Origin of the sequence: Niallia taxi (genome assembly GCF_004005475.1) — a bacterium.
GTDB lineage: Bacteria > Bacillota > Bacilli > Bacillales > Cytobacillaceae > Niallia > Niallia taxi.
The window spans coordinates 495,990-519,686 of sequence record NZ_RZTZ01000002.1 but is presented as its reverse complement, the minus strand read 5'-3'; the positions used below and the strand labels follow the sequence as shown (position 1 = coordinate 519,686).

At 39.1% G+C, this 23,697-nt stretch carries 23 protein-coding genes; 4 read left to right on the top strand and 19 right to left on the bottom strand.

Features of this window, described 5'->3' with window-relative positions; translation table 11 throughout:
• Positions 1-61: 61 nt before the first annotated feature.
• Entirely contained in the window at positions 62-1,171 is a 1,110-nt protein-coding gene (locus EM808_RS07415) for a metallophosphoesterase (protein WP_127737544.1), read from the top strand.
• Positions 1,172-1,220: 49 nt separating this feature from the next.
• Here the strand turns inward: EM808_RS07415 and gndA are convergent, their stop codons facing one another.
• The 4 genes from gndA to EM808_RS07395 all read right to left on the bottom strand — a co-directional run bounded on the left by gndA (position 1,221) and on the right by EM808_RS07395 (position 5,897).
• Positions 1,221-2,630, bottom strand: coding sequence for an NADP-dependent phosphogluconate dehydrogenase (gene gndA, locus EM808_RS07410; RefSeq protein WP_127737543.1), 1,410 nt, complete (start codon positions 2,628-2,630; stop codon positions 1,221-1,223).
• Between the two features lie 161 nt (positions 2,631-2,791).
• On the bottom strand, positions 2,792-4,051 hold the full coding sequence (locus EM808_RS07405) for a DNA polymerase IV (protein ID WP_127737542.1): 1,260 nt from the start codon (positions 4,049-4,051) through the stop codon (positions 2,792-2,794).
• Positions 4,052-4,073: 22 nt separating this feature from the next.
• Positions 4,074-4,547, bottom strand: a complete 474-nt coding sequence (locus EM808_RS07400) for a chemotaxis protein CheW (protein ID WP_285849505.1) — start codon at positions 4,545-4,547, stop codon at positions 4,074-4,076.
• A 225-nt stretch (positions 4,548-4,772) separates the two neighbouring features.
• Positions 4,773-5,897, bottom strand: a complete 1,125-nt coding sequence (locus EM808_RS07395; RefSeq protein ID WP_127737541.1) for a tripeptidase T — start codon at positions 5,895-5,897, stop codon at positions 4,773-4,775.
• A 161-nt stretch (positions 5,898-6,058) separates the two neighbouring features.
• Between EM808_RS07395 and prli42 the strand changes: the two genes are divergently transcribed.
• Entirely contained in the window at positions 6,059-6,154 is a 96-nt protein-coding gene (gene prli42, locus EM808_RS28515) for a stressosome-associated protein Prli42 (RefSeq protein ID WP_150908772.1), read from the top strand.
• A 54-nt stretch (positions 6,155-6,208) separates the two neighbouring features.
• Here prli42 and EM808_RS07390 read toward each other — a convergent pair whose 3' ends face one another.
• From EM808_RS07390 to EM808_RS07320, 15 genes are all read right to left on the bottom strand, one after another.
• The gene (locus EM808_RS07390) at positions 6,209-6,721 is read right to left on the bottom strand and encodes a L,D-transpeptidase (RefSeq protein ID WP_127737540.1); all 513 of its coding nucleotides are present in this window, start codon (positions 6,719-6,721) and stop codon (positions 6,209-6,211) included.
• Between the two features lie 103 nt (positions 6,722-6,824).
• Positions 6,825-7,547, bottom strand: coding sequence for an amino acid ABC transporter ATP-binding protein (locus EM808_RS07385; RefSeq protein ID WP_127737539.1), 723 nt, complete (start codon positions 7,545-7,547; stop codon positions 6,825-6,827).
• Complete coding sequence (locus EM808_RS07380; protein ID WP_127737538.1) at positions 7,540-8,199, bottom strand: amino acid ABC transporter permease; 660 nt, start codon at positions 8,197-8,199, stop codon at positions 7,540-7,542. The genes EM808_RS07385 and EM808_RS07380 overlap by 8 nt, the downstream gene beginning before the upstream one ends.
• A gap of 85 nt (positions 8,200-8,284) precedes the next feature.
• Positions 8,285-9,046, bottom strand: a complete 762-nt coding sequence (locus EM808_RS07375) for a transporter substrate-binding domain-containing protein (protein ID WP_127737537.1) — start codon at positions 9,044-9,046, stop codon at positions 8,285-8,287.
• Between the two features lie 244 nt (positions 9,047-9,290).
• Positions 9,291-9,728 (bottom strand): BrxA/BrxB family bacilliredoxin, encoded by a 438-nt coding sequence (locus EM808_RS07370; RefSeq protein WP_127737536.1) that lies wholly within the window; start codon positions 9,726-9,728, stop codon positions 9,291-9,293.
• Between the two features lie 110 nt (positions 9,729-9,838).
• Positions 9,839-11,122, bottom strand: coding sequence for a dihydrolipoamide acetyltransferase family protein (locus tag EM808_RS07365; RefSeq protein ID WP_127737535.1), 1,284 nt, complete (start codon positions 11,120-11,122; stop codon positions 9,839-9,841).
• Between the two features lie 25 nt (positions 11,123-11,147).
• Positions 11,148-12,131 (bottom strand): alpha-ketoacid dehydrogenase subunit beta, encoded by a 984-nt coding sequence (locus EM808_RS07360; protein WP_127737534.1) that lies wholly within the window; start codon positions 12,129-12,131, stop codon positions 11,148-11,150.
• 14 nt (positions 12,132-12,145) lie between these two features.
• A complete protein-coding gene (locus EM808_RS07355) occupies positions 12,146-13,138 on the bottom strand; it encodes a thiamine pyrophosphate-dependent dehydrogenase E1 component subunit alpha (RefSeq protein ID WP_127737914.1) in 993 nt (330 codons plus the stop codon).
• A 53-nt stretch (positions 13,139-13,191) separates the two neighbouring features.
• The gene (gene lpdA, locus EM808_RS07350) at positions 13,192-14,613 is read right to left on the bottom strand and encodes a dihydrolipoyl dehydrogenase (protein ID WP_127737533.1); all 1,422 of its coding nucleotides are present in this window, start codon (positions 14,611-14,613) and stop codon (positions 13,192-13,194) included.
• Positions 14,606-15,712 (bottom strand): butyrate kinase, encoded by a 1,107-nt coding sequence (buk, locus tag EM808_RS07345; protein WP_127737532.1) that lies wholly within the window; start codon positions 15,710-15,712, stop codon positions 14,606-14,608. Before buk ends, lpdA begins: the two co-directional genes overlap by 8 nt.
• 29 nt (positions 15,713-15,741) lie before the next feature.
• Positions 15,742-17,379, bottom strand: coding sequence for a sigma 54-interacting transcriptional regulator (locus EM808_RS07340; RefSeq protein WP_127737531.1), 1,638 nt, complete (start codon positions 17,377-17,379; stop codon positions 15,742-15,744).
• Positions 17,380-17,571: 192 nt separating this feature from the next.
• Entirely contained in the window at positions 17,572-18,291 is a 720-nt protein-coding gene (locus EM808_RS07335) for a glycerophosphodiester phosphodiesterase (protein WP_127737530.1), read from the bottom strand.
• A gap of 91 nt (positions 18,292-18,382) precedes the next feature.
• On the bottom strand, positions 18,383-18,583 hold the full coding sequence (locus EM808_RS07330) for a cold-shock protein (protein ID WP_127737529.1): 201 nt from the start codon (positions 18,581-18,583) through the stop codon (positions 18,383-18,385).
• Between the two features lie 887 nt (positions 18,584-19,470).
• The gene (locus EM808_RS07325; protein ID WP_127737528.1) at positions 19,471-20,427 is read right to left on the bottom strand and encodes an AEC family transporter; all 957 of its coding nucleotides are present in this window, start codon (positions 20,425-20,427) and stop codon (positions 19,471-19,473) included.
• Between the two features lie 194 nt (positions 20,428-20,621).
• On the bottom strand, positions 20,622-22,319 hold the full coding sequence (locus EM808_RS07320) for an NAD-dependent malic enzyme (protein WP_127737527.1): 1,698 nt from the start codon (positions 22,317-22,319) through the stop codon (positions 20,622-20,624).
• Between the two features lie 240 nt (positions 22,320-22,559).
• Between EM808_RS07320 and EM808_RS07315 the strand changes: the two genes are divergently transcribed.
• Together EM808_RS07315 and EM808_RS07310 are read left to right on the top strand one after the other, a co-directional pair.
• Positions 22,560-22,880, top strand: a complete 321-nt coding sequence (locus EM808_RS07315; protein ID WP_127737526.1) for a winged helix-turn-helix transcriptional regulator — start codon at positions 22,560-22,562, stop codon at positions 22,878-22,880.
• Positions 22,881-23,305: 425 nt separating this feature from the next.
• Entirely contained in the window at positions 23,306-23,599 is a 294-nt protein-coding gene (locus EM808_RS07310; RefSeq protein WP_127737525.1) for a hypothetical protein, read from the top strand.
• The last annotated feature ends 98 nt before the right edge of the window (positions 23,600-23,697 follow it).

Here is a 23,697-nt window from a genome sequence, read left to right as displayed (position 1 = left end):
GTGAAATCCTCGATTTCACGTTTTTATGTACTTATCAAAATGATGGGAGTTTCGAAGCTTTATGGGAAAAACTAAAATAGTCTTGCAGTTCTTACTCATGTTTCTTCTATATAATTTAATTATTTTATATATTGGCTGGAATATCTTCACATGGCTCAAGGTATTGCTGCCGAGTGTATATGTTCCTGTTTTGACAGCTATTCTGCTAATTGTCGCTTATTCGTATTTTGCCGGCCATCTCATTCGGTCCATTCCCCTATTCCGAATTGTCGGTTCCTACTGGCTCGGTTTTCTTCAATATGCTGTCCTTATCCTGCCATTAGCTGACTTGATAGCATACATTATTTCAAGATATACAGATGCTGATAAAACAATTGCTATGATCGGGATTGCCACCTTTATAATATTTGCCTATTTACTGATTGCCGGGAGTTATAATGCATACTCCCCTGTTATCAAACAATATGAGCTTATGATACCTAAAACAGCAGCAAAACCAAGCAAGCTGAGAATAGCAATGGCATCAGATATGCATTTCGGCACACTTTCAGGCAATGCTCATTTAAACCGTCTTGTTGAGCGAATCAATGGGCTGACACCAGATATTATTCTTTTTCCAGGAGATATTATTGACGATGACCCTATTCCTTTCCTCCGTAAAAAAATGGGCGATAAAATGATGGAATTAACTGCTCCGTTAGGAATTTATGGCGTGCTAGGAAACCATGAATATTATGGCAATAAAATACCGGAATTTTTGGAGGAAATGGATCGTGTCGGTGTAAAGATATTAATGGATGAGACAGAAGTAATAGATGACCGGTTTATCCTGATTGGCAGAAAGGATAAGACAGATACAAAGCGCTTGCCTATCAAGGAACTGGTGAAACAAAAACCTGCCGATTTTCCTGTTATTATGATGGATCACCAGCCTGCAGAGTTAGTGCAAGCAATGGAGGAGGGCATCGATTTATCCTTATCTGGCCATACACATAGAGGTCAAATGGCACCAAATCATTTCATTACTAGAAGGGTATTTGAACTCGATTGGGGCTATAAACAAAAGGAGCAGCTTCATGCAATTGTATCATCTGGGTTTGGCTTTTGGGGACCTCCGATTCGATTAGGAAGCCGTTCGGAAATTGTATGTATTGATATTGACTTTGTATAAAAGCAAGCAAACAAAAAAACACCATATAGGTGTTTTTTTGTTTAGCTTATTATTTCATCCAGTTAGTGTGGAATACGCCTTCTTTATCAGTGCGTTGGTATGTGTGTGCACCGAAATAGTCACGTTGTGCTTGAAGAAGATTTGCTGGAAGTGTTTCTGTACGATAGCTGTCAAAGTAAGCTAGTGCAGCAGCAAAGCTTGGTACAGGAATACCGTTTAATACAGCACCTGAAATTACTTCGCGAAGAGCAGATTGGTATTGCTCTGTGATATCGCTGAAGTAAGGATCAAGCAATAGGTTTTTCAATTCTGGGTCACGGTCATAAGCATCTTTGATTTTTTGTAGGAATTGTGCACGGATAATGCAGCCTCCACGGAAAATCATCGCAATCTCACCGTAGTTAAGATCCCAGTTATACTCTTCAGATGCAGCTCTCATTTGCGCGAAACCTTGCGCATAAGAAACAATCTTGCTCAAGTATAGCGCTTTGCGAACAGACTCAATGTATGCTGCTTTATCGCCAGTAAATGCTTTGATTTCTGGTCCAGACAATACTTTGCTAGCTTTTGTACGCTCATCTTTCATTGCAGAAATGAAACGTGCAAATACTGATTCAGTAATCATTGGAAGCGGAACACCTAAGTCTAATGCACTTTGGCTTGTCCATTTACCAGTACCTTTTTGGCCTGCAGTGTCAAGGATCAAGTCTACTAGTGGCTTACCAGTTTCTTCATCCACTTTAGTGAAGATATCTGCAGTGATTTCGATCAAGTAGCTGTCAAGCTCGCCTTTGTTCCAGTCAGCAAACACTTCATGCAATTCTTGAGCTTCAAGGCCAAGAACATGCTTCATGATGAAGTATGCTTCACAGATTAATTGCATATCTCCATATTCAATTCCGTTATGAACCATTTTTACATAGTGGCCAGCACCGTCTGGACCGATGTATGTTGTACATGGCTCATCGTTCACTTTAGCGGAGATATCTTGGAAGATAGGAGCTACAAGCTCATAAGCTTCTTTTTGTCCACCAGGCATGATAGATGGCCCTTTAAGAGCTCCCTCTTCTCCGCCGGATACACCTGTACCGATAAAGTGGATTCCAAGCTCACTTAATTCTTTGTTGCGTCGTTGTGTATCTACGAAGAAAGTGTTTCCTCCATCAATAACAATGTCGCCTTTATCAAGCAATGGCTTTAATTGTTCGATTGTAGCATCAGTTGCTGGGCCTGCTTTAACCATAAGCATGATTTTGCGAGGCACTTCCAATGATTGCACAAACTCTTCCATTGTGTATGTTCCGAAAATGTTCTTGCCTTCTGTTTCTTGCAGCATTTCTTCCGTTTTTTCTTTAGAACGGTTGAATACTGAAACAGTATAGCCTCTGCTCTCGATGTTCATAGCAAGGTTTTTACCCATTACTGCTAAACCAATAACCCCAAATTGCTGTTTTGTCATCTTTTAACGTCCCTTCTAAACTATGTATCCTTAGCTTTATAGTTGAATTCACTTTACTTTAGCAAGATTCTACTATTTATACAACTATTCTAGCTCATTCCCAACAAACTTTCATCGAAATTCTGAAAAAAATTTTCTCAAAAAGCAAATTATCTTAAAAACTACTTTCCTTGAAGGAAATCTTTGTTAAAACTTGTTTGAGTACCAACATCTTCATCAGATTTTGATATACCATTTCGCTCAGAGGCAGGTTCAATAATCTTCGTGCCATACTTCTCCTTCAGCTGTTCAATCGTTTTCCATAACGGTTCCTTTTCCGCTTCCTTCTCAAATGAAAACAAGTCTAGCTGTTTGGCAACATAGTTGTTTTCTACTAAGTCTGTCGCAGTAATACCAAGCAGTCTAACAGGATTCCCATCCCAGCCCTGCAGAAATAATTCCTTACTGACCTCTATTAAATCACTTTCTGACTTAAGTGGATTATTCAGCTTTTTGCTTTTTGAAAAGTTCTTTCTGTTACTATAGCGGATTGTAATGCTTATCCCCTTTGTGTGGACTTTCTTGCGCTTCATGCGCGTTGCGACTTTGTGTGCCAGCTCAGCTATTGTCAGAAATAGCTCCTGCTGGTTTGACGTATCCTTAGTAAGTGTCGTCGAGTTACCGATACTTTTAAATTCATTTGCACTTTGCGGATCGACATGTCTGTTATCAAAACCGTTTGCTCGATCCTTAAGCCGTGGCCCATTGATACCAAGCAATCCCTTCAGCTGGATAGAATCAGCCTCTGCAAGGGCCTTAATTGTCTCAATCCCTTGGCTCCTGAGCTTTTCGCCTGTCTTCTTACCAATACCGTGCATTTCCTCCACCGCAAGCGGCCAAAGCACAGAAGGAACATCTCTTTTCCGCAAAACCGTAATTCCCATTGGTTTCTTAAAATCAGACGCCATTTTTGCGAGAAATTTATTAGGAGCAATCCCAATACTGCATGGTAAATCGAGTCTGTCGTATATTCTTTTTTGAATGGTTTCCGCTATTTCTAACGGTGTTCCAAGTTTATAACTCTCTGTAATATCGAGATAACCCTCATCAATTGAAACAGGCTCAACTAAGTCAGTAAACTCACGCAAAATATCAAACATGGCAACAGAAGCTGTTCGATATCTGTCAAACTGCGGCTTCTTAATAATCATATTGGGACACAGTTTTTTCGCTTCCCATAAAGGCATCGTTGTTTTCACGCCAAATTTTCTGGCCTCATAGCTGCAAGTGATGATAATCCCTTTTCGTTCCTCCACATTTCCAGCGATAGCAAGTGGTTTTCCTTTTAATTCAGGGTCATATGCCATTTCTACTGATGCATAAAAACTGTTCATATCAACATGCAATATTACTCTGCCTTTTTTCGGATAGAACTCCTTCATAGCACCCACCAATCCTCATCTATTACACAGGCTGTTTATTCATATAATCCTTGATATCCTTAATGCCTGCAAGTGAATCAAGTAAAATTTTCGGATCAATCATCATGATTAAGCGATCCTCTAAGTTTAAAACACCAGTAAAATAACTTGTCTTTTGGTAAACAGTTAGGCCTGCTTGCTTGACCATTTCGGCTTTCACATCAATTATTTCTTTCGCTGCATGAACAAGGACAGCAAATGATAGCTCCTCCTGTCTAATGACAATAAGTCTGTTATGCTCTGATGATGTTGATGTTTTGTTATACAGGATATTTTCCAGATCAATCACTGGAATAAGCTCATCTCTCACCTTCGTAATACCAATTACATATGATGGCAGCTGGGCAACACTAGTTATATTTTCCTCTTTTTCAATGGATATAACATCCTGAATGGAAATAGCGTATTCTCCAGCTCCTACTTGAAATATAACGGCTTTATCTATAGCTTCTATCATTCGTTTTTCTCCCGCTTTCTCTATAAACTTTTATGTAAAATCAATAATTTCGAAATCTACCTAGTATTATTATACTAATTTTCATTGATTTCCTCTATAAAAAAGCCTAATTCCTGCTTAAGCAAACGGGCAAGAAATTATCCTCCAATATTTCGCCTATTATTTCTGAATAGTAATACAAATAAAAAAGCACTTCCCCATAAATGGGGAAGTGCTTCTGCTCTATTATTTACTTGCTGCAACTTCCTCAATGATTGCTACAACCATTTCCGCCAATTTATTCAATTCTTCAATCGGCATTCTTTCATTTGTTGTATGTATTTCCTCATAGCCAACAGCAAGGTTCACTGTAGGAATACCAAAACCACAAATGACATTAGCGTCACTTCCGCCACCGCTTTGCTGTAACTCACAGCTTCTGCCAATTTTCGCTGCAGCTTTACGAGCAACCTCAACAACATGGTCGCCTTCACCGAACTTAAAGCCTGGATACATCACTTCAACATCGACAATCGCCTGGCCGCCCATTTCTTTAGCAGCAGACTCAAAGGCATTCTTCATTTTTTCCACTTGAGCTTCCATTTTCTCACCAATCAAAGAACGGGCTTCTGCTAATATTTCCACATGGTCACAAACGATGTTTGTTTGCTGTCCGCCTTCAAATCGTCCAATATTCGCTGTTGTCTCACTGTCTATTCTGCCAAGCGGCATCTTAGAAATCGCTTTTGATGCAATGGTAATAGCGGAAATACCCTTTTCAGGCGCTACACCGGCGTGCGCTGTTTTTCCAAGAATTGTTGCTTTCACCTTTGCTTGTGTTGGTGCAGCAACGACAATATTCCCAACGCTTCCATCACTGTCTAATGCATAGCCGTATTTAGCCTTTACCAATGATGGATCAAGAGCTTTTGCACCAACCAAACCTGACTCTTCCCCAACTGTTATAACAAACTGAATCGTGCCATGCGGGATAGACTGCTCTTTCAAAACAGTGATAACCTCCAGCATAACTGCAAGACCTGCTTTATCGTCAGCACCCAAAATAGTCGTGCCGTCTGTTACAACATACCCATCCTTAATGGAAGGCTTAATACCAACACCTGGCACTACTGTATCCATATGGGATGTGAAATAAATCGGATCTGCTCCCTCAACAGTACCTGGAAGGGTACAAATCAAGTTCCCCGCACCATGCCCAGTTACAGCTGTCGTATCATCTTCAAATACGTCTAATCCAAGTGCCTCGAATTTACTTTTAAGCAATGCACAAATTTCTTTTTCATATTTTGTTTCAGAATCAACCTGTACAAGCTCCAAAAATTGGTTCAATAAACGTTCATTATTAATCATATTTCGTTCCTCCAAATAAGTACTCACTTTATTAGTATACACCTAAAGTAGCAAATGTTTGAAATATAATCTCTAAGTTTGTTGGAAATTTCTTTATAGTTGTTACTTTATGCTTTTCCTAGTAAAATAAAAGGACATAGAGAGAGTAATTGGAGGAATTTATGAGAAATAAAAAATTTCAGAAATTCGTTGTCTACTTAATGATTTTCATCATGTTATTATCAACCTTGCTGATTGGTATAGGTATGTTATTCTAAAAAAAAGCTGGTTTTAGCGCTATTAGGCTAAAATCAGCTTTTTTATTATCTAACTCATTCATGATTAATTGCTCCGTATTCAATTGCTAGAGCTTCTGAACCTTGTTTCGAATCAGTAATTAATACTTTTGTTCCAAGTGGTACTGTTTGATAAATGGATTCAATTACCTCATTTTGCATTCTCACGCAGCCTTCTGACACATAATGACCAATGGAAGCAGGATTATTTGTCCCGTGAATTCCATATGTTCTTCCATCTGTTCCTTCCGCATCAAATCCAATCCATCTCGTGCCAAGTGGATTTTTTGAGTCTCCGCCCATAATATTCTTCTTCCGGTAATAAGGATTCTCCGCTTTTACTGTGACGGTGAACAAGCCTTCTGGGGTAAGCTCCTCCCTTTTTCCTGTTGCGACACTAATAACGGTCTGCACCCGATTATCATCAATTAGCGTCAATTCGTTTGTACTTTTATTGATGATAAGGAATGGATCTCCAGGCAGGGGATTATCTCCAAGAGGCCATAGCGGGGATAATCCCAGCAGCATAAATGCCAATAATTTTAGCATGACACTCACCCTTTTTAGTTTATAGTGTGTGCCCGCATCTTGTTTTTATACCAGTTTTTGTAAGATGGAAAAAAGCTGTCTTGAATCAAGACAGCTTTTAGGATTAAAGCATTTTTTCCAGAAATTCTTTTGCTCTTGCGCTTTTTGGATTGGAGAAAAACTCAGCAGGTGGTGCATCTTCAACAACTGATCCTTCGTCAAGGAACAGCACTCTGCTTGCAGCCTCTCTTGCAAAGCCCATTTCATGTGTCACAATCAACATTGTAATACCTGTATTCGCAAGAGACTTCATTACTTCCAGAACTTCTTTAACCATTTCAGGGTCAAGTGCTGAAGTTGGTTCATCGAACAAAATCACCTCAGGGTTCATTGCAAGTGCTCTGGCAATAGCTACCCTTTGTTTTTGCCCGCCTGAAAGACGACTAGGATATTCATTGGCTTTTTCAGCAAGGCCAACTTTTGTAAGCAATTCCATCCCAAGCTTTTCAGCATCTGATTTGCTGATGCCTTTTACCTTAATTGGTGCATACGTAACGTTTTGCAAAACAGTCTTATGTGGGAAAAGATGAAAATGCTGAAACACCATACCGACATTTTCTCTCATTTTTTTAATGTTAGCCTTCTTAGCAGTAACTTCCACATTATCAATGAAAATTTTACCCTCAGTAGGCACCTCTAATAAATTCAAGCAGCGCAGGAAAGTGGATTTACCAGAACCAGATGGTCCAATAATTGTCACAACCTCGCCTTTTTTTATTTCTGTTGAGATTCCTTTTAAGACATGTAAGGAACCGAATGATTTATGCAATTGTTGAACATTAATCACTTCTTCTCATTCTCCTTTCAAGAACCTTCGCAAGCAATGTCAGCACCATTACCATTACATAATAAATTACCCCTGCCAACAATAATGGTTCGAAGTAGGAAAATTTGTCTCCACCCATTATATAAGCTCGTCTCATAATATCCGTAACACCAATAACAGTAACAATCGCTGATTCTTTTGTCAGAGATACTGCTTCGTTTATAAGTGCTGGAAAGATGTTTTTCAGTGCTTGTGGAAGGATTAAATCAAACATAGCTTGTCTGTTGTTAACTCCAAGAGCAAGTGCCGCTTCTTTCTGACCTTTATCAACAGCAAGAATACCTGCACGGATAATTTCAGAAATATATGCTGCGGAGTTTAATCCAAATGACAGAATGGCAGCAGCTGCCGGTTCAATTTGCACACCAGTAATTTGCGGTGTACCGTAATAAATAATCATTAATTGAAGAACTAACGGTGTTCCTCTGAAAATAGATGTATACGCATCAGCAATCCAGCTTAATACTGGAAATTTGCTTATTTTTAAAATAGATAGAACAATCCCTAATACAAAGCCCAAAATCCCGGCAACAAACACAATTTTTAATGTAACAGTAATTCCTTTTAATAGAAAAGGAAGGGATGGAATAAACTGTTGAAAATCCAATTCCATTCTATGACTCAATCCTTTCAAAAAATAAGAAAACGTTAAAGAGTGCCTCTTTAAACGTTTTTCTTATTTAAGCTATTTATTTATATTAGTTACCAAACCATTTAACAATTAACTTATCTAATTCGCCGTTTTCTTTCATTTTATTCAATTCAGTATTGAACTCTTTTGTCATTGAGCTGTCTTTCGGGAACGCGATTGCAGAACCTGCATCATCATTTGCCTCTGTAGCAGTGAATGAGCTTAAAGAATCATCCTTTTTCAAGTATCCTTGTGCTACCACATCTTCAATGATTGCAGCATCGAATCTGCCAGCTTTAATTTCTTCAACCAATTGTGGGATACGGTCGCGGTTTTCCACTTTCACATCCACGTTTTTTGCGATTTCTTTCGCAGCATCTTCTTGGATCGATGCAAGCTGTACGCCGATTGTTTTACCTTTTAAATCTTCTACACTGTTAATATTGCTGTCTTTTTTCGTGATTACTAAATCTTGTGCCGTATAGTAAATATCACTGAAATCAACATTTTCTTTTCTTTCAGGAGTTGGTGACATTCCTGACATTACCAAGTCTACTTGACCTGCTTGGATTGCCGGAATCAAGCCGCTGAAATCAAAATCTTTCACTTTAATTGTATAGCCTAGTTTTTCACCAAGTGCATTTGCTAAATCAATATCAAATCCGATGATTTCCTCACTTTTCGCTGAATCGATGTATTCAAACGGAGGATAGTCTGCAGATGTTCCCATAATAAGCTCTTTCTTGTCAGATCCCTCACTGTCTGAGCTAGTACCACAACCTGCTAGAATTGCTATCATTAAAAGCATAAGTGCCATTAGTTTCTTCATTAAAGTTTTCCCCCTATAATCATAATGATGTATTTTTCGCGATGATTTTCTGTTCTCATGAGATTTATATTCATACAACTATATGAATTTTAACACAAACTTATAATTATTCAATACACTTTATACAAATTCATTAAAAAAATAAATTTCTGATAGATAGAATAGAACTATTTTTCTGAAAAAGTTTCCAAAGAAAAAAACAGAGGATTTCTCCTCTGCTTTTTTTGTCCTATTGTTCCCGAACTTATACTTCGTCACAATATTCTTCAAATGCATGCTGCAGCTTGCCAACTACTTCCATTGGATCATGTCCTTCGATTTCATGGCGCTCTACCATTTTTACGATTTGCCCATCCTTTAATAAGGCGAAGGATGGCGAGGATGGCGGATATCCTGTGAAGTAGGATCTTGCTTTTTCTGTTGCTTCCTTATCCTGACCTGCGAATACTGTCACTAAATGATCTGGTTTCTTTTTATAATGCAACGAATATCCTGCAGCTGGACGGGCAATGCCTCCTGCACATCCGCAAACAGAATTGACCAACACTAATGTTGTTCCTTTTTTAGCGAATGCCTCATCCACTGATTCAGGTGTAGTTAGCTCTGTATAACCTGCTTCTTCCATGTCTTGGCGTGCTTGGCGAACAACATCGTTCATGAATAAATTGAAATCGATATTCATTATTTTGCCCCCTCTGATATATTTGTTTAGAACATAATTGTCCAAATCACTCATCATATCTTATTATTATCAATTGACATGTAACTTTCAATTAATAAGATTACATCCCATTAATAGATTGGCGTTGATTCTTTTGTTGTGTTTTCAATTCTTTCCTTCAGGCGCTGCATAAATCTTCCGCACACCAACCCGTCAAGTACGCGGTGGTCAAGTGACATGCATAGATTTACCATATCACTAATCGCAATCATGCCGTCCTTGATAACAGGTCTTTTGACAATGGATTCTACTTGTAAAATGGCTGCTTGCGGATGATTGATAATCCCCATTGACTGAACAGAGCCGAATGAGCCAGTATTATTGACAGTAAAGGTGCCGCCTTCCATTTCGTGAAGCTGCAATGTACCTTTTCTTGCTTTAGCGGCAAGCTCTGTAATCTCTCTGGCAATTCCTTTTACCGACTTTTCATCTGCATTTTTAATCACTGGCACGTATAAAGCATCTTCTGTTGCAACAGCGATGGAGATATTAATATCCTTTTTGCGGATAATTTTATCGCCAGCCCATGTTGAGTTGATTTCCGGGAATTCCTTCAATGTTTGGGCAACTGCCTTAACGAAGAACGCAAAATAGGTAAGATTATAGCCTTCGTCCTTTTTGAAGGAATCCTTCACTTCATTGCGGTAATTCACTAGCTTCGTTGCATCCACTTCAATCATTGTCCATGCATGCGGTATATCATGCTTGCTCTTTTTCATATTAGCCGCAATAGCCTTGCGGATACCAGTCACCGGAATCTCCACATCACCAGGAGAGGCCTGTATTTGCACGACTGGCTCCATTTGCTGGGTAGGCGCTTGAGTTACGACAGGCTCTGTTTGCGGTTCCTTTTTCACGACTGGTGCTGTTATTGTAGGAACTTGTAAATCCTGCTGTGGCTTCTGTCCTCCGCTAATAGCAGCTTGGACGTCCTTCCTTGTAATTCTTCCACCCATTCCCGTGCCTTTTATCTGGCTCAGGTCAAGACCCGCCTCTTGTGACAGACGAAGCACAGCTGGAGAATATCTGGCTTTATTAGAAACAGAATTCTCCTCCTTGCTGCTTCTCTCAGCGTTTTGCTTGCTTGCAGTTACTACTGTAACTTCCTCTTCTCCTTCGACATCAAGGATACAGATGACTTCACCAACCTGCAGTGTGTCTCCTTCACCTGCAATCAGCTCCTTTACACTACCAGTAAAGGATGATGGTATTTCTGCATTTACTTTATCTGTCATTACCTCAGCCAATGGTTCATACTTCTTGACAGTGTCACCGACAGAAACCAGCCATTTGCTGATTGTTCCCTCTGTTACACTTTCACCAAGCTTTGGCATTGTTATTTTTTCACTGGACATAGTATCCCTCCTTATCCTTAGCCGATTAAAATTCTGCCAGCTTACGCATTGCATTTTCGACTTTTTCTGGGCTGATAATGAAGTGTTTTTCCATTGTTGGCGCATAAGGCATTGCTGGGACATCTGGACCTGCAAGCCTCATAATCGGCGCATCTAAGTCAAATAGGCAATTTTCAGCAATAATCGCTGCAACTTCACTAATGATACTTCCTTCTTTGTTGTCCTCAGTAATTAGAAGTACCTTTCCTGTTTTGGAAGCAGCCTCAATAATTGCTTCTTGGTCAAGCGGATAAACAGTGCGTAAATCCAATACATGTGCAGAAATCCCGTCTTCAGCAAGCTTTTCTGCTGCCTGTAATGCAAAATGCACACATAATCCGTATGTAATGACAGTGATATCCTCGCCTTCGCGCTTCACATCTGCCTTACCGATCGGCAGCACATAATCGTCTTCCGGCACTTCGCCTTTAATCAAACGATAGGCACGTTTATGCTCAAAGAACAATACAGGATCTGGGTCGCGGACAGCTGCTTTTAATAGTCCCTTTACATCATAAGGTGTAGAAGGCATAACAATTTTCAAACCAGGCGTGTTCGCAAACATCGCTTCCACTGATTGAGAATGATAAAGAGCTCCATGGATACCTCCGCCGTATGGTGCACGAATAACGATAGGACAAGTCCAGTCATTGTTCGAGCGATAGCGGATTTTTGCCGCCTCTGAGACTATTTGGTTAACTGCAGGCATAATGAAATCAGCAAACTGCATTTCAGCAATCGGCTTCATTCCATACATTGCCGCACCAATTCCAACACCTGCAATCGCAGACTCTGCCAGTGGTGCATCAATGACTCTTGCTTCACCAAACTGCTCATATAATCCGGTTGTTGCCTTAAATACGCCGCCTTTAACGCCAACATCCTCACCTAATATAAATACCTTATCGTCTCTTTCCATCTCTTCTCTGATGGCCATAGTAACTGCATCAATATATGAAATAACTGCCATTATTTCTTTCCCCCTTAATTCCCGTACACATAATTCATCGCATCTTCAGGTTTTGCATATGGAGCTTTTTCTGCATATTCTGTTGCATCATCAATAATTTGCATCATGTCAGCATTAAGCTCTTTATCCATATCTTCTGTCAGAACGCCTGTATCTAATAAATATTGCTTGAATGTAATCACAGGGTCCTTCGCTTTTGCTTCTGCCACTTCTTCACGACCTCTGTATGCTCTATCATCATCATCAGAAGAGTGAGGCGTTAAGCGGTATGATACTGTCTCAATCAAAGTTGGTCCTTCGCCTCTTCTTGCTCTGTCAACAGCTTCTTTTGTGACACGGTATACTTCAATCGGATCGTTACCATCGACTGTATAACCAGGCATGCCGTAGCCGATTGCTCTGTCAGAAACATTTTCACAAGCCAATTGCTTTTCGATTGGAACAGAAATAGCATATTTATTATTTTCGCAAACGAAAATGACTGGGAGTTTATGCACTCCAGCAAAGTTGGCTCCTTCATGGAAATCACCTTGATTGGAAGATCCTTCTCCAAAGCTCACATATGTAACAAAGTCTTTTTTCTCGATTTTTCCTGCCAACGCAATTCCAACAGCATGCGGAACCTGTGTTGTTACAGGTGAAGAGCCAGTCACGATCCGGTTTTTCTTTTGTCCGAAATGTCCTGGCATTTGTCTGCCGCCTGAGTTCGGGTCCTCTGCCTTCGCAAACCCTTGTAGCATAATTTCCTTAGGTGTTTGTCCGAATGCAAGCACAACTCCTAAATCACGATAATACGGCAACGAATAATCTTTCGCTCTATCAAAAGCAAATGCTGTACCTACTTGAGCTGCTTCTTGCCCTTGGCATGAAACAACAAAAGGAATTTTACCTGAACGATTTAACAGCCACATCCTTTCATCAATGCGGCGTGCCAGCAGCATATATCTATACATTTCAAGTACTTGCTCATCCGTTAAACCTGCCTGTAAATGGCGTTTTTCTACCATTTTAATACCTCCTACATTTCCTTGTCTTACTTTATTATCTCCTACTATTTGCATCATCCGTGTATCTCCTTTCCATCGACTGCTAGTGCAGCCTCTCCGATTGCTTCTGACAATGTCGGGTGAGGATGTATGGTTGCTCCAATTTCCCACGGAGCCGCATCAAGCACCATCGCAAGTGCCGCTTCTGAAATCATATCTGTAGCATGTGGACCAATAATATGAACACCCAATATGTCATCTGTTTTGCGGTCTGCGATTATTTTGACAAAGCCTTCTTGTTCGCCATGCACTAATGCCTTACCGATTGCTTGGAAGGAAAACTTTCCTTTTTTAATAGCAAAGCCCTTAGCAATAGCCTCTTCCTCAGAATAGCCAATGCTTGCTACCTCCGGATGTGTATAAATACATTTAGCGATTTTTTGGTAATCGAGACGCTCTGGTGTCAATCCTGCAATATGCTCGACAGCCTTTAATCCTTCGTGGGAAGCAACATGGGCAAGCTGCAGACCACCGATTACATCACCAATCGCGTAAATATGAGATTCTTTTGTCTGGAAATGGTCATTAACTTCTATTTTATTATTGTTCACAATAATATCTGTATTCTCTAACCCAATGCCTTCTACATTACCAATTCTGCCAACCGACACAAGCAGCTTTTCAGCAGCAAAAAATACCTTTTCGCCCTTGATTTCGGCTTGGATGGAAACTTGCTCTTTTTTCTCTAATGTCTCAGACAGTACTTTAGCACCTGTAACGACCTTAACACCCTTCTTTTCCAGCTGTTTTTTCAGCTCTAAGCTGATTTCTTTATCTTCGGTAGGAACAATGGTGTTACTATATTCAATCACCGTAACATCGACATCAAAATCAGCAAGCATGGAAGCCCATTCCACTCCAATAACACCGCCGCCAACAATTAGAATGGATTTAGGAAGCTCCTCCATTTTCAATGCTTCCTCAGAACTAAGAACATACTTTCCATCAACGTCTAGTCCTGGCAGTGTATTTGGTCTTGAGCCCGTGGAAACTATAACGTTTTTTGGAAGCAGCATTTCATTTTCTTCTCCATTATTCATCTCCACCGAGATGGTTCCTGGTATTGGTGAGAAGATCGATGGACCGAGGATTCTTCCATTTCCTTCATAAACGTCTATTTTGCCTTTTTTCATTAAATATTGCACACCACTATGAAGCTTTTGGACAATCCCAGCCTTTCTCGCTTGAACTTTTCCGAAGTCAAGACTCACATCGCTCGTAAGTACGCCAAAGTCCTCCGCCTTTTTTGCAGTGGCATAAACTTCTGCACTTCGCAATAATGCTTTGCTTGGAATACAGCCATTATGCAGGCATGTTCCGCCAAGCTTGCTTTTTTCCACAATGGCTGTTTTAAGACCTAATTGGGAGGCGCGGATTGCGGCAACATAGCCGCCAGTACCTCCGCCTAAAATAACTAAATCATATTCATTAGCCATATAATTCACTCTCCTGTTTTCCAACTTTATGTGTATATTCTTTTGCTTGCTCTTCACCGCGAAGTACACGTAAACAGCCGTTCGCAAGTGATTGCATGTCATTTTCACCTGGATATGTAAACACATCTGCAATCCAATTTGTTCTTTTCACAATTTCATCAACGAGTAAATGGCTGTATGCCATTACCCCTGTTAATATAATCGCGTCAATTTGGCCTGACAGGACCGTGCTCGCACTCCCGATTTCCTTCGCTACTTGATACGCTAACGCACGGAAAATGAGTTCATCCTGCTCGCTCCCATCCTTCACGCCTTCCTCTAATTGGCTGAGATTCTTCTTATTTAAATAGCCTGAAATCCCTGCATGGTACAGCAATTGCTCTTTCATTTCCTTATAGCTGTACTTCCCTGAATAGCAAAGGTCGATTAAATCTCCGTGTGGGAGGCTGCCTGCTCTTTCAGGACTGAAAGGACCTTCTCCATTCAATCCATTATTTACGTCAATGACCCTGCCTTGCTTATGCGCTCCTATCGTAATCCCATCGCCAAGATGCGCCACAATAAAATGACAGTCCTCGTAGCGCTTGCCAAGCTCCATGGCAGCTCTTCTTCCGCATGCTTTATGATTCAGTGCATGAAATACACTTTTTCTTGAAATAAGCGGATAGCCCGATATCCTCGCAACATCATCCAGTTCATCAACGACAACAGGGTCAACAATAAATGCCGGGATATTCAATCCACTAGCAATGTCTGCAGCAATAATTCCTCCTAAATTGGAGGCGTGCTCTCCTCGTTCACCAGCTCTCAGGTCTTCTAGCATTTCGTTGTTAACCATGTATGTACCGCCTTTTATCGGCTTTAACAGCCCGCCTCTTCCGGCAACAGCATTAATCTTGGATAGGTTAATGCCTTCTGACAAAAGAAAATCAAGAATTTTCTTGGTCCTGTCTGGTGCTTGAAGCGAGACAGCAGAATAACCTTTTGTATCCTCCTGTATGATAGATTGTTCAAAGATGGGTACTTCATTCTCATATAATGCAATGGCCGTTGCATCTGCTTTCGGGTTTATGATTAATATGCGATATTTTTTCTTCATCTTTGACAATCCTCCCTTTTTATAAGCAGCTAGTTCAATTGATATTTTTCCAATTTATAATATAAATTCCGTACAGATAAGCCTAATTTTTTTGCAGTGAGTGTCTTATTACCATCAAGCGCCGCCATTGTCTTTTTTATAATGACCTTTTCATATTCTTCAACCAGCTCAGAAAGAGGCTTATCTCCAGTTTCAGGATTACTTTCTTCTTGGTTGTTCGTAGCATTTGCAAAAAAAGCAAGATGACTAACACTTAATGTAGTGGTCCCTCTATCTAATTTTGCAAGTGAATGCTCTAAACTTGCCCGCAATTCTTTGAAATTATTATTGTAAGGAAAATTTTGCAGCACTTCCATTGCCGCTGGGTCAATGGACGTTATACAGCTTCCATATTCCTCATTGCCAATCTGAATCCACTCTTCCACAAGTGGAGCGATGTCTTCTTTTCTTTCTTTTAATGCTGGTATATGGATGCTTGTTTGCAACAGGTCATAATAAAGCTCTTTCTGGAAGGCACCTTCTATCATAGCTGTTTCTACATTTACATCAGAGGAAACAATCAAACGGTAGACAGCGGCATTTTCCTGACTGTTAAGCACAATTTGATGCAGCTGCATTTGTTGGGTCAAGGGTAGTGCTGTAATATTTTTAAAATATACGGTTCCTTGCGGATGAATGGAAATATCCTTACTACTCATCCTGCCCAAATAGTCTGCAAGCTTTTCCTCATCCTTCAAACAATCAACAACAGTAAATGCTTGATATTTTCTTTTTCCGTCATTATGAATGGCATTTGCAAGCATCTTCTTGCCAGTTCCTGCAGCCCCTCTCAAAAAAACGGGATAATCCATATCTGCAGCAATTTTCCCTTGCTGGACCGCCATTTTCATTCTCGCAGAGTTTATCGTAAAATCCTTGAATCGGCTTTGCGTTTCCAGTGCGCGAATGATTCTTCTTGATTGCTCTAGTTTTTTCCTTAGCTCCGCTTGCTCCAAATTGTGGTCAATGAACAGTATACAGCCCTTTAGCACACCATCTATCAAGTTAGGAAGACATTTAACGCTGCCTTCTATTGATTCGCCCCTAATTTTCTCTTCGACCATTCGTCTTGTTTGAAGTGTCTTCTTACACACCTCTTCTAGCTTCTGTTTCCAAACAGCTTCTGCTGCACTGTCTTTTTGCAGCGTGAGCAAAAATTTCTCGTGTGCAGGATTTTGCAAAATAGTAAATCCGTGCTCATTCAAAATCACAAAAGCCTGTGATGTATTTTGCAAAACTGTCTGCATTCCTTCTTGTATGTATTCATCGATCTGCCAGTTGGTTTCTGCAGAAGCTCCGTCCTGTTGAATGATAGCGGCTGCTCCGAGCAGTTCCCCAGCATTATCTAAAAGTGGAAAACGAGATACGTGAACAGACAGCTTGTCATTTAGACGAAACAATTTTCTTATTTCCGCCTTTTTTGTTTGCAGAACTCTCATCAGTTCACTTTTTGGAAATACGTCAAGTATATGTGCATGCATAGATAATTCCCGGTTGTGCTGACTTTGGGCAACAACTTTAGCCTGTTGGTTATAGCAAACGATTTTTCCGTGTTTATCAATCAGGATGACAGCTTCTTTTAATTCCTGAAAGATGGATTGCTCTATTGATTGATAAGACAGATCCATTGCAAAACCTCACTTTTTGCATCATCATATTTTCTACCGTGCAATTTATTTCATATCTATACTATAAACACTTTTGCAAATCCATGCAAATTTTTTCTTAATATTTATTTATTCAGACAACTACTCCTTATAGAACGCTTACATTAATAAAAATAAAAAGAACCTGCAACTTTTTACAGGTTCGCACTTCTATTAGCGGGCTTCGAGTATATTCCTGGCTTCTACCGGTTCATCTGTAATGATTGCTGAAATGCCTGCTTGAATGAATTCTTTCATCTTTTTAGGATCGTTCACTGTATATGGTCTAACATGGATGCCATTTGCTTCAGCCTGCTTCACCATAGAAAGAGTAATCCTTTTATAATTAGGATGAATTCCTTTTGCTTTAATGGCCCCAGCGTAAATCCACGGCTGATATATCCTATCAGACATAAGTACCGCTGTCTCTATGTCAGGCGCAATCCGGTAGCTGTGAACCATACTATAGTGATTAAAGGATGAAAAAATAATTCTGTCACTTAACCCAAATTCTCTTATAAGTGCGATTGTTTTCTCTTCCAGCCCTTCATAAGGGACATTATTATTTTTAAATTCAATATTGCATAATAAGTTGTTGCTTTGCATCCATTCAAACACCTCTTTTAATGAGGGTATTTGCACATTACTTTCTGTGAATTTATAGGAAGCTTGTAATTTTCTTAAATCAGAATAATTATAGTCTACTACATATCCAGTTCCATTTGTCGTACGATCCACTGTTTCATCATGAATAACGACTATCTCGCCGTCCTTTGTCAGTTGAACATCCAATTCTATCCCGTTTGCTAAAGTCCCTTCTGCCTCTATAAACGCTCTCATTGTATTTTCAGGAAAACGCGCAGAATAACCTCTATGGGCGAATATCAATGTCATGGGTACACACTCCTAAACTAGAATAATATAGACTCAAATTGTAGTAAAAAAGACTCTAACAGAAGTTAGAGTCTTTTTTTGTTGAAGTTAATTAAGCTTTAGTAACGTTAGCAGCTTGTGGGCCACGTTGTCCTTCTTCTATGTCAAAAGAAACTTCTTGTCCTTCATCCAAAGTTTTGAAACCTTCAGATTGAATTGCACTGAAATGTACGAATACATCTTGTCCTTCTGAAGTTTCGATGAAACCAAATCCTTTTTCAGCGTTGAACCATTTTACTTTACCTGTAGCCATTTTTGTTTCCTCCTAAGTGTTTCACACACTATGTATTACTATCCTTGCTCTACATAATAATAAAGAATGTTTTCCTAACTATATACTTCGAACAAAAATAAGTCTCCTTTATAGTAACAGGTTAAACATCCGAAAGCAAACTTTTCCACCAAAGTTTACAAAAAGCTTAAAAAAATTTACATTTTTAATCAAATTAGCTATAAAAAATCGATAACAAGAGGCTAAGATAAAATAAAATTCACCTATCTCAATACGAATAATAATTTCATCTAATAAATATAGGACCGTTTGTTTATAAATAATATAACCCTTGAAACTATGTTCGGTTCATAGCGCGCACGTCCTCGAGGAGTCCGCAGGGAGAGCCTCCTCGAGGGCGTGCGCGGTCTAAATCGTCTCTATTTCCCCCACTGGAGTCGAGTGGCCTCCGCTCCCTTTCAGTAAGGTTGTTCTATTATTGGTTTAAACAAAGCATAGTAAATAAAAAAGAGGCTGGGACAAAACAAAAGATAAGCTTTCTAAACACGAATAATTGAAATTACAACTAAATTTAAAAAATGAAGGTTGTGTCTAAATAGAATTTTGAGTTAAAGTTAGTTCGTTTCATTGCGCTGCACCCACTCGCTTTCCGCGGGGAGGAAGCTTAGCCTCCTCGTCTTCGCCTGCGGGGTCTAAGCCTTTCCTCTATTTCCCGCAGGAGTCGAGTGGCCTCCGCTCCATTCCACTAAAATTTCTAATTTTTTGTATTTAAACTAGAAACAAAAAACCGAACTATTTAATCAATAGTTGATTAAGTAGTTCGGTCTTTACGCTGGTTCACTTACTTATGTCCTAGCCTCTTCGACTTAGAGCTTTTACACTAATGTCCCTGCCACTTTTGTTTATCGTTACATTAATAAAGACAAGAAGATTGGTAGTGTAATTAAGGACAGGATAGCACTCAGGACAAAGGAGGATGCTGTTTCAGCTTCCAATGTCTCAAATCTAGTTGCAATCATGGCAGCAACTGCTGATCCTGGGAAAGCAACCAATAGGATTGCATTTGTCATATCTGTTTTAGATAATCCCATCATAAGAGCAATCAGAACCATCGCTAGTGGATGAATGATCGCTTTAATGAAAGCAATACCGATGGCAATTTTACTAAACTTAATATTACGGATACCGATTGTTACACCAATTGCAAACAAAGCAGCACCTGAAGTGATGGAACCAATTTCGTCTAAGCTGTCTGCCAATATGTCTGGAGAATGGAAACCGCAAAGAATTAAAACGACACCAAGCAACGGTACACATGCAAGTGGTTCAGACAATCCATGCAGGATAGAAGAAATCGTTACTTTCCATAAGCTTTGTCCCTTTTCCTTCGCATTGGCACTTGACTGGCCAATTGTACCGATAATACTAGCCAAAGGATCAAGAAGCGCATTAACTACTACACCAGTAATCGCAATAGGAATTGCAACTGCATCTGCACCAAAGATGCTTCCTAGTACAGGGATACCCATAAATGCAAATGATGGCTGCGTAGAATTTAACGAAAACATAGATGCAGGAGTTGTAGATGTTTTAAATACAAAACGTGAAATCAGTAAAAGAACAACATAGAAGCCGATAATTCCAATGAACATCGTTACAAAGAACGGCCATTTATCAATTAAAGTTTGTTTGGAAGTTGTTGTAATTCCAACAAATAAATGTGCAGGCAACGCAAACTTAGTAACAAGTGTGTTCAGACCTTTAGATGATGCTGCATCAAACTTCTTAAAATATCCTGCCAAGTATCCTAAAATAATGACAAAGAAAATTGGTATTAATATAATAAATATTTGACCTATACCCATAATTCAAATCCCCCAAATTATAGCGTGTTTATAATACGCTCATTAAACTATTACTTTACCTATTAGTTAAGTAGGTTTTTATTCCTTCAAAAAATAAGTGAGACTGCTCTAAAAGGCAATAAGCCCGACTTTTAATCCATTATCTATGATTAAAAGCCGCCTTTTTAAAGCCTTATTTCTTGAAAACTTTATCCTTATAGTACTTCGATATCTTTATATACTGGATACCACATAGCATCCTTCACTGCTTCCTCTACATTTGCAGGTACGTTTTGTGCGACACCGTCTGCAATCGCTGCTTTAGCAACAGCAACCGCTACTTCATAGGACACTTCACGAAGCTGAGAAATGCTTGGAAGCAAGGAAGCTCCTTCTTTATTTGTATCGCAAAGCTTCGCAACTGCATCAGCAGAAGCAATAAACATGCTGTCTGTGATTAATTTTGATTTAACTACAATAGAACCAAGACCAAGACCTGGGAATACGAAAGCATTATTGGATTGACCAATTTCGTAGCTTATACCTTTATATTCAACAGGTTCAAATGGGCTTCCAGTTGCGATTAGCGCTTTACCGTCTGTCCATTCAATCAAATCTGCAGGAACTGCTTCTGCAAGATGAGTTGGATTGGACATTGGCATAATAATTGGACGCTCCACATGTTTAGCCATTTCTTTCACAATTGCTTCTGTGAATGCACCAGCAACACCTGAAGTACCAATTAAAATAGTTGGCTTCACATGTTTAACTGTTTCCATCAATGTAATGATGCCATTTTCTCTTTCCCAGTCAGCAACTTCAGCTTCAGTGCGTACATATGGTTTTTGGAAGCTTAAAATTCCATCCATTCCATCTGTTAAAAGTCCTCTGTGATCTACAGCCCAGAATCTTGCACAGGCTTCTTCCTCTGTCAAACCTTCAAGAACCATCGTATCTTTCATTTGGTCTGCGTTTCCAATACCTGCAGCTCCTGGTCCAAATACTAATATGCGTTGGTCCTTCAATGATTCATTTTTGATTTTGAGACCAGAAAGTATACCTGCCAAAGTAACAGCACCTGTACCTTGAATATCATCATTGAATGTTAAAACTTTATCTTTATATTTTTCAATAATATGACGCGCATTTACATTACCGAAATCCTCCCAGTGCAGCAATGCATTCGGGAACATTTCAAGGGATTTTTCGATATATGCATCAATGAATTGATTATATTTTTCACCGCGAATTCTTTCATGACGGTTACCGATATATAATGGGTCGTTAATTAGTTTTTCATTATTTGTACCTGCATCAAGCACTACTGGTAATACACGTTTAGGATGGATACCAGCTGCAGCCGTATAAACAGCTAATTTTCCGATTGCAATATTGATACCGCCAACACCCCAGTCACCAATACCTAAAATGCTCTCAGAGTCAGTTGCTACGATTAAATCGATATCGTCTGATGAAGCACCTGTATTTGCAAGAGCTTGCTCAATACCGTCTAAATCATTAATAGATAGGTAAACTCCACCTGGACGATGGTATTCATGGCTGTATTCTTGGATAGATTGACCAACAGTTGGTGTGTAAACGATTGGCAGCATTTCACTTAAATGATCTGTCAAAAGTCTGTAATATAAAACGACATTACGATTAAACAAATCATTTAATGAATTGTTTTTCTCTAAATTAGTCGACTTTGATGTGAATTGCTCATACGCTCTTTGCACTTGCTCTTCAAGAGTCAACACAGCCGGAGGCAAGATACCGTTTAAGGCAAGCTCCTCTCTTTCTTTTTCTGTAAAGGCAACTCCTTTGTTCAGCAATGGATTTGCTAAAACATCTTTACCTTTTAATGCTGTATGAATGGAACCGTCTTTTTCTAAGAAAATAACTTTGCTCATCTTCTATTCCTTCTTCCTTCAACTTGGTTACTTAAAGTTAACTGGTTAATTTACGTTACAGATATTACTCCCCTATTTTTTCTTCGTCAACGGTCTCTGCCACAGAATTGTCACAAACCAATTTAATGAAACCGCTTTATATGATATTATGTAAGTAAGGGTGATTTTTTTAATTATTTAACTATGTTATTTATAATATATTGGTTATCATTAATAACTAAAAAAATGAGGATGAATGAAATGAGCGAAGAAAAGACTCCGCGCAATTTAAGCGAAAAGGTGGAGAAGCTGTACCAATTCATCAGCAAGAAATGGACTGGCCTTATTATCCATGCACTGATGGATGAGCCGAAGCGATTCAGCGAAATTCACAGCTTTATTCCAGATCTCAGCAAACGTATGCTTAATGAACGAATTAAGGACCTAGAGCATCACGGCATCGTCATTCGCAATGTTATTACAGAAAGACCGATACGCACCGAATATTCCTTAACAAAAAAAGGCCATGAACTAGGCAAAGCATTGGATGTAGTAGAATTATGGGCAAAAAAATGGATGTGATTCTGTCCAGCTTGAAAGACCGTTTCAAACAACGGTCTCTTTTTTTACTTTTTTTACTTACATAAGTATTTTCCGGCTGAATATTACGTTGTTTTGTCAAAATAAAAACCTCCTTGCTAATGAAAGCAAAGAGGTTTCTCGATCTTATTTTAGGAAGCGTAAATGCTTAAAATCGCATAAAAAACGGAAAGTGACTTTAAGAGCTTGTCCTATCCATTTTAAACATTCTATTTATGAATGGGACAAAGATCTACTATATGTATAGTTATAATTGCTTTACTAACAAGAGCCATTGTTCGCCTTACATATACTTATTTAATTTACTGTGGTATGCTTGTCCATAAGCACTTTAAATAATTTTAGTAAATTTCTTGTTTCTCTACTATTACTTGTGGTAGGTGTTAATCCCGATAAAGGAGATCATTATGAGAACTAAAGCTAAAATTATAGGGACAAAGTACAAGCCTGACTACGTACGTCCTAGATATGTTGTTAAAATGGAAACACAAGACGGCAAGTTTTTAATTATTGATTTTGATTACACCGAAACATCTAAATTGAAAAGCTATACGCCCCGCAGCGTAAATTATGATGGGGAAGATTATGGCTCCAAGTTATCTTGGTACACAAAAGCAGAGGAAAGTATGACTGTACAGAAGTTCTTAGCAATTATTGCCGTAAAAATGGATAAAAAATATTTACCTGCATTAAGTAAATGATATTAATACGGTTACTGCAATTAACGGCTATTAAAGCCGTTTTTTTTATGGGATGGAAAGATAGTACATATACCCAATGCTTGGTATATTATCAACTA

Coding starts and splice junctions, on each gene's coding strand:
- prli42 (WP_150908772.1), top strand. CDS start 6,059: ATGAGAAATAAAAAATTTCAGAAATTCGTTGTCTACTTAATGATTTTC.
- EM808_RS07375 (WP_127737537.1), bottom strand. CDS start 9,046: ATGAAGAAACTAATGGCACTTATGCTTTTAATGATAGCAATTCTAGCA.
- EM808_RS07405 (WP_127737542.1), bottom strand. CDS start 4,051: ATGAAGGAGTTCTATCCGAAAAAAGGCAGAGTAATATTGCATGTTGAT.
- EM808_RS07400 (WP_285849505.1), bottom strand. CDS start 4,547: ATGATAGAAGCTATAGATAAAGCCGTTATATTTCAAGTAGGAGCTGGA.
- EM808_RS07355 (WP_127737914.1), bottom strand. CDS start 13,138: ATGGTAGAAAAACGCCATTTACAGGCAGGTTTAACGGATGAGCAAGTA.
- gndA (WP_127737543.1), bottom strand. CDS start 2,630: ATGACAAAACAGCAATTTGGGGTTATTGGTTTAGCAGTAATGGGTAAA.
- EM808_RS07320 (WP_127737527.1), bottom strand. CDS start 22,319: ATGAGCAAAGTTATTTTCTTAGAAAAAGACGGTTCCATTCATACAGCA.
- EM808_RS07395 (WP_127737541.1), bottom strand. CDS start 5,897: ATGATTAATAATGAACGTTTATTGAACCAATTTTTGGAGCTTGTACAG.
- EM808_RS07325 (WP_127737528.1), bottom strand. CDS start 20,427: ATGGGTATAGGTCAAATATTTATTATATTAATACCAATTTTCTTTGTC.
- EM808_RS07415 (WP_127737544.1), top strand. CDS start 62: ATGGGAAAAACTAAAATAGTCTTGCAGTTCTTACTCATGTTTCTTCTA.
- EM808_RS07340 (WP_127737531.1), bottom strand. CDS start 17,379: ATGGATCTGTCTTATCAATCAATAGAGCAATCCATCTTTCAGGAATTA.
- EM808_RS07315 (WP_127737526.1), top strand. CDS start 22,560: ATGAGCGAAGAAAAGACTCCGCGCAATTTAAGCGAAAAGGTGGAGAAG.
- buk (WP_127737532.1), bottom strand. CDS start 15,712: ATGAAGAAAAAATATCGCATATTAATCATAAACCCGAAAGCAGATGCA.
- EM808_RS07380 (WP_127737538.1), bottom strand. CDS start 8,199: ATGGAATTGGATTTTCAACAGTTTATTCCATCCCTTCCTTTTCTATTA.
- EM808_RS07330 (WP_127737529.1), bottom strand. CDS start 18,583: ATGGCTACAGGTAAAGTAAAATGGTTCAACGCTGAAAAAGGATTTGGT.
- EM808_RS07390 (WP_127737540.1), bottom strand. CDS start 6,721: ATGCTAAAATTATTGGCATTTATGCTGCTGGGATTATCCCCGCTATGG.
- EM808_RS07360 (WP_127737534.1), bottom strand. CDS start 12,131: ATGGCAGTTATTTCATATATTGATGCAGTTACTATGGCCATCAGAGAA.
- lpdA (WP_127737533.1), bottom strand. CDS start 14,613: ATGGCTAATGAATATGATTTAGTTATTTTAGGCGGAGGTACTGGCGGC.
- EM808_RS07365 (WP_127737535.1), bottom strand. CDS start 11,122: ATGTCCAGTGAAAAAATAACAATGCCAAAGCTTGGTGAAAGTGTAACA.
- EM808_RS07310 (WP_127737525.1), top strand. CDS start 23,306: ATGAGAACTAAAGCTAAAATTATAGGGACAAAGTACAAGCCTGACTAC.
- EM808_RS07335 (WP_127737530.1), bottom strand. CDS start 18,291: ATGACATTGATATTCGCCCATAGAGGTTATTCTGCGCGTTTTCCTGAA.
- EM808_RS07370 (WP_127737536.1), bottom strand. CDS start 9,728: ATGAATATCGATTTCAATTTATTCATGAACGATGTTGTTCGCCAAGCA.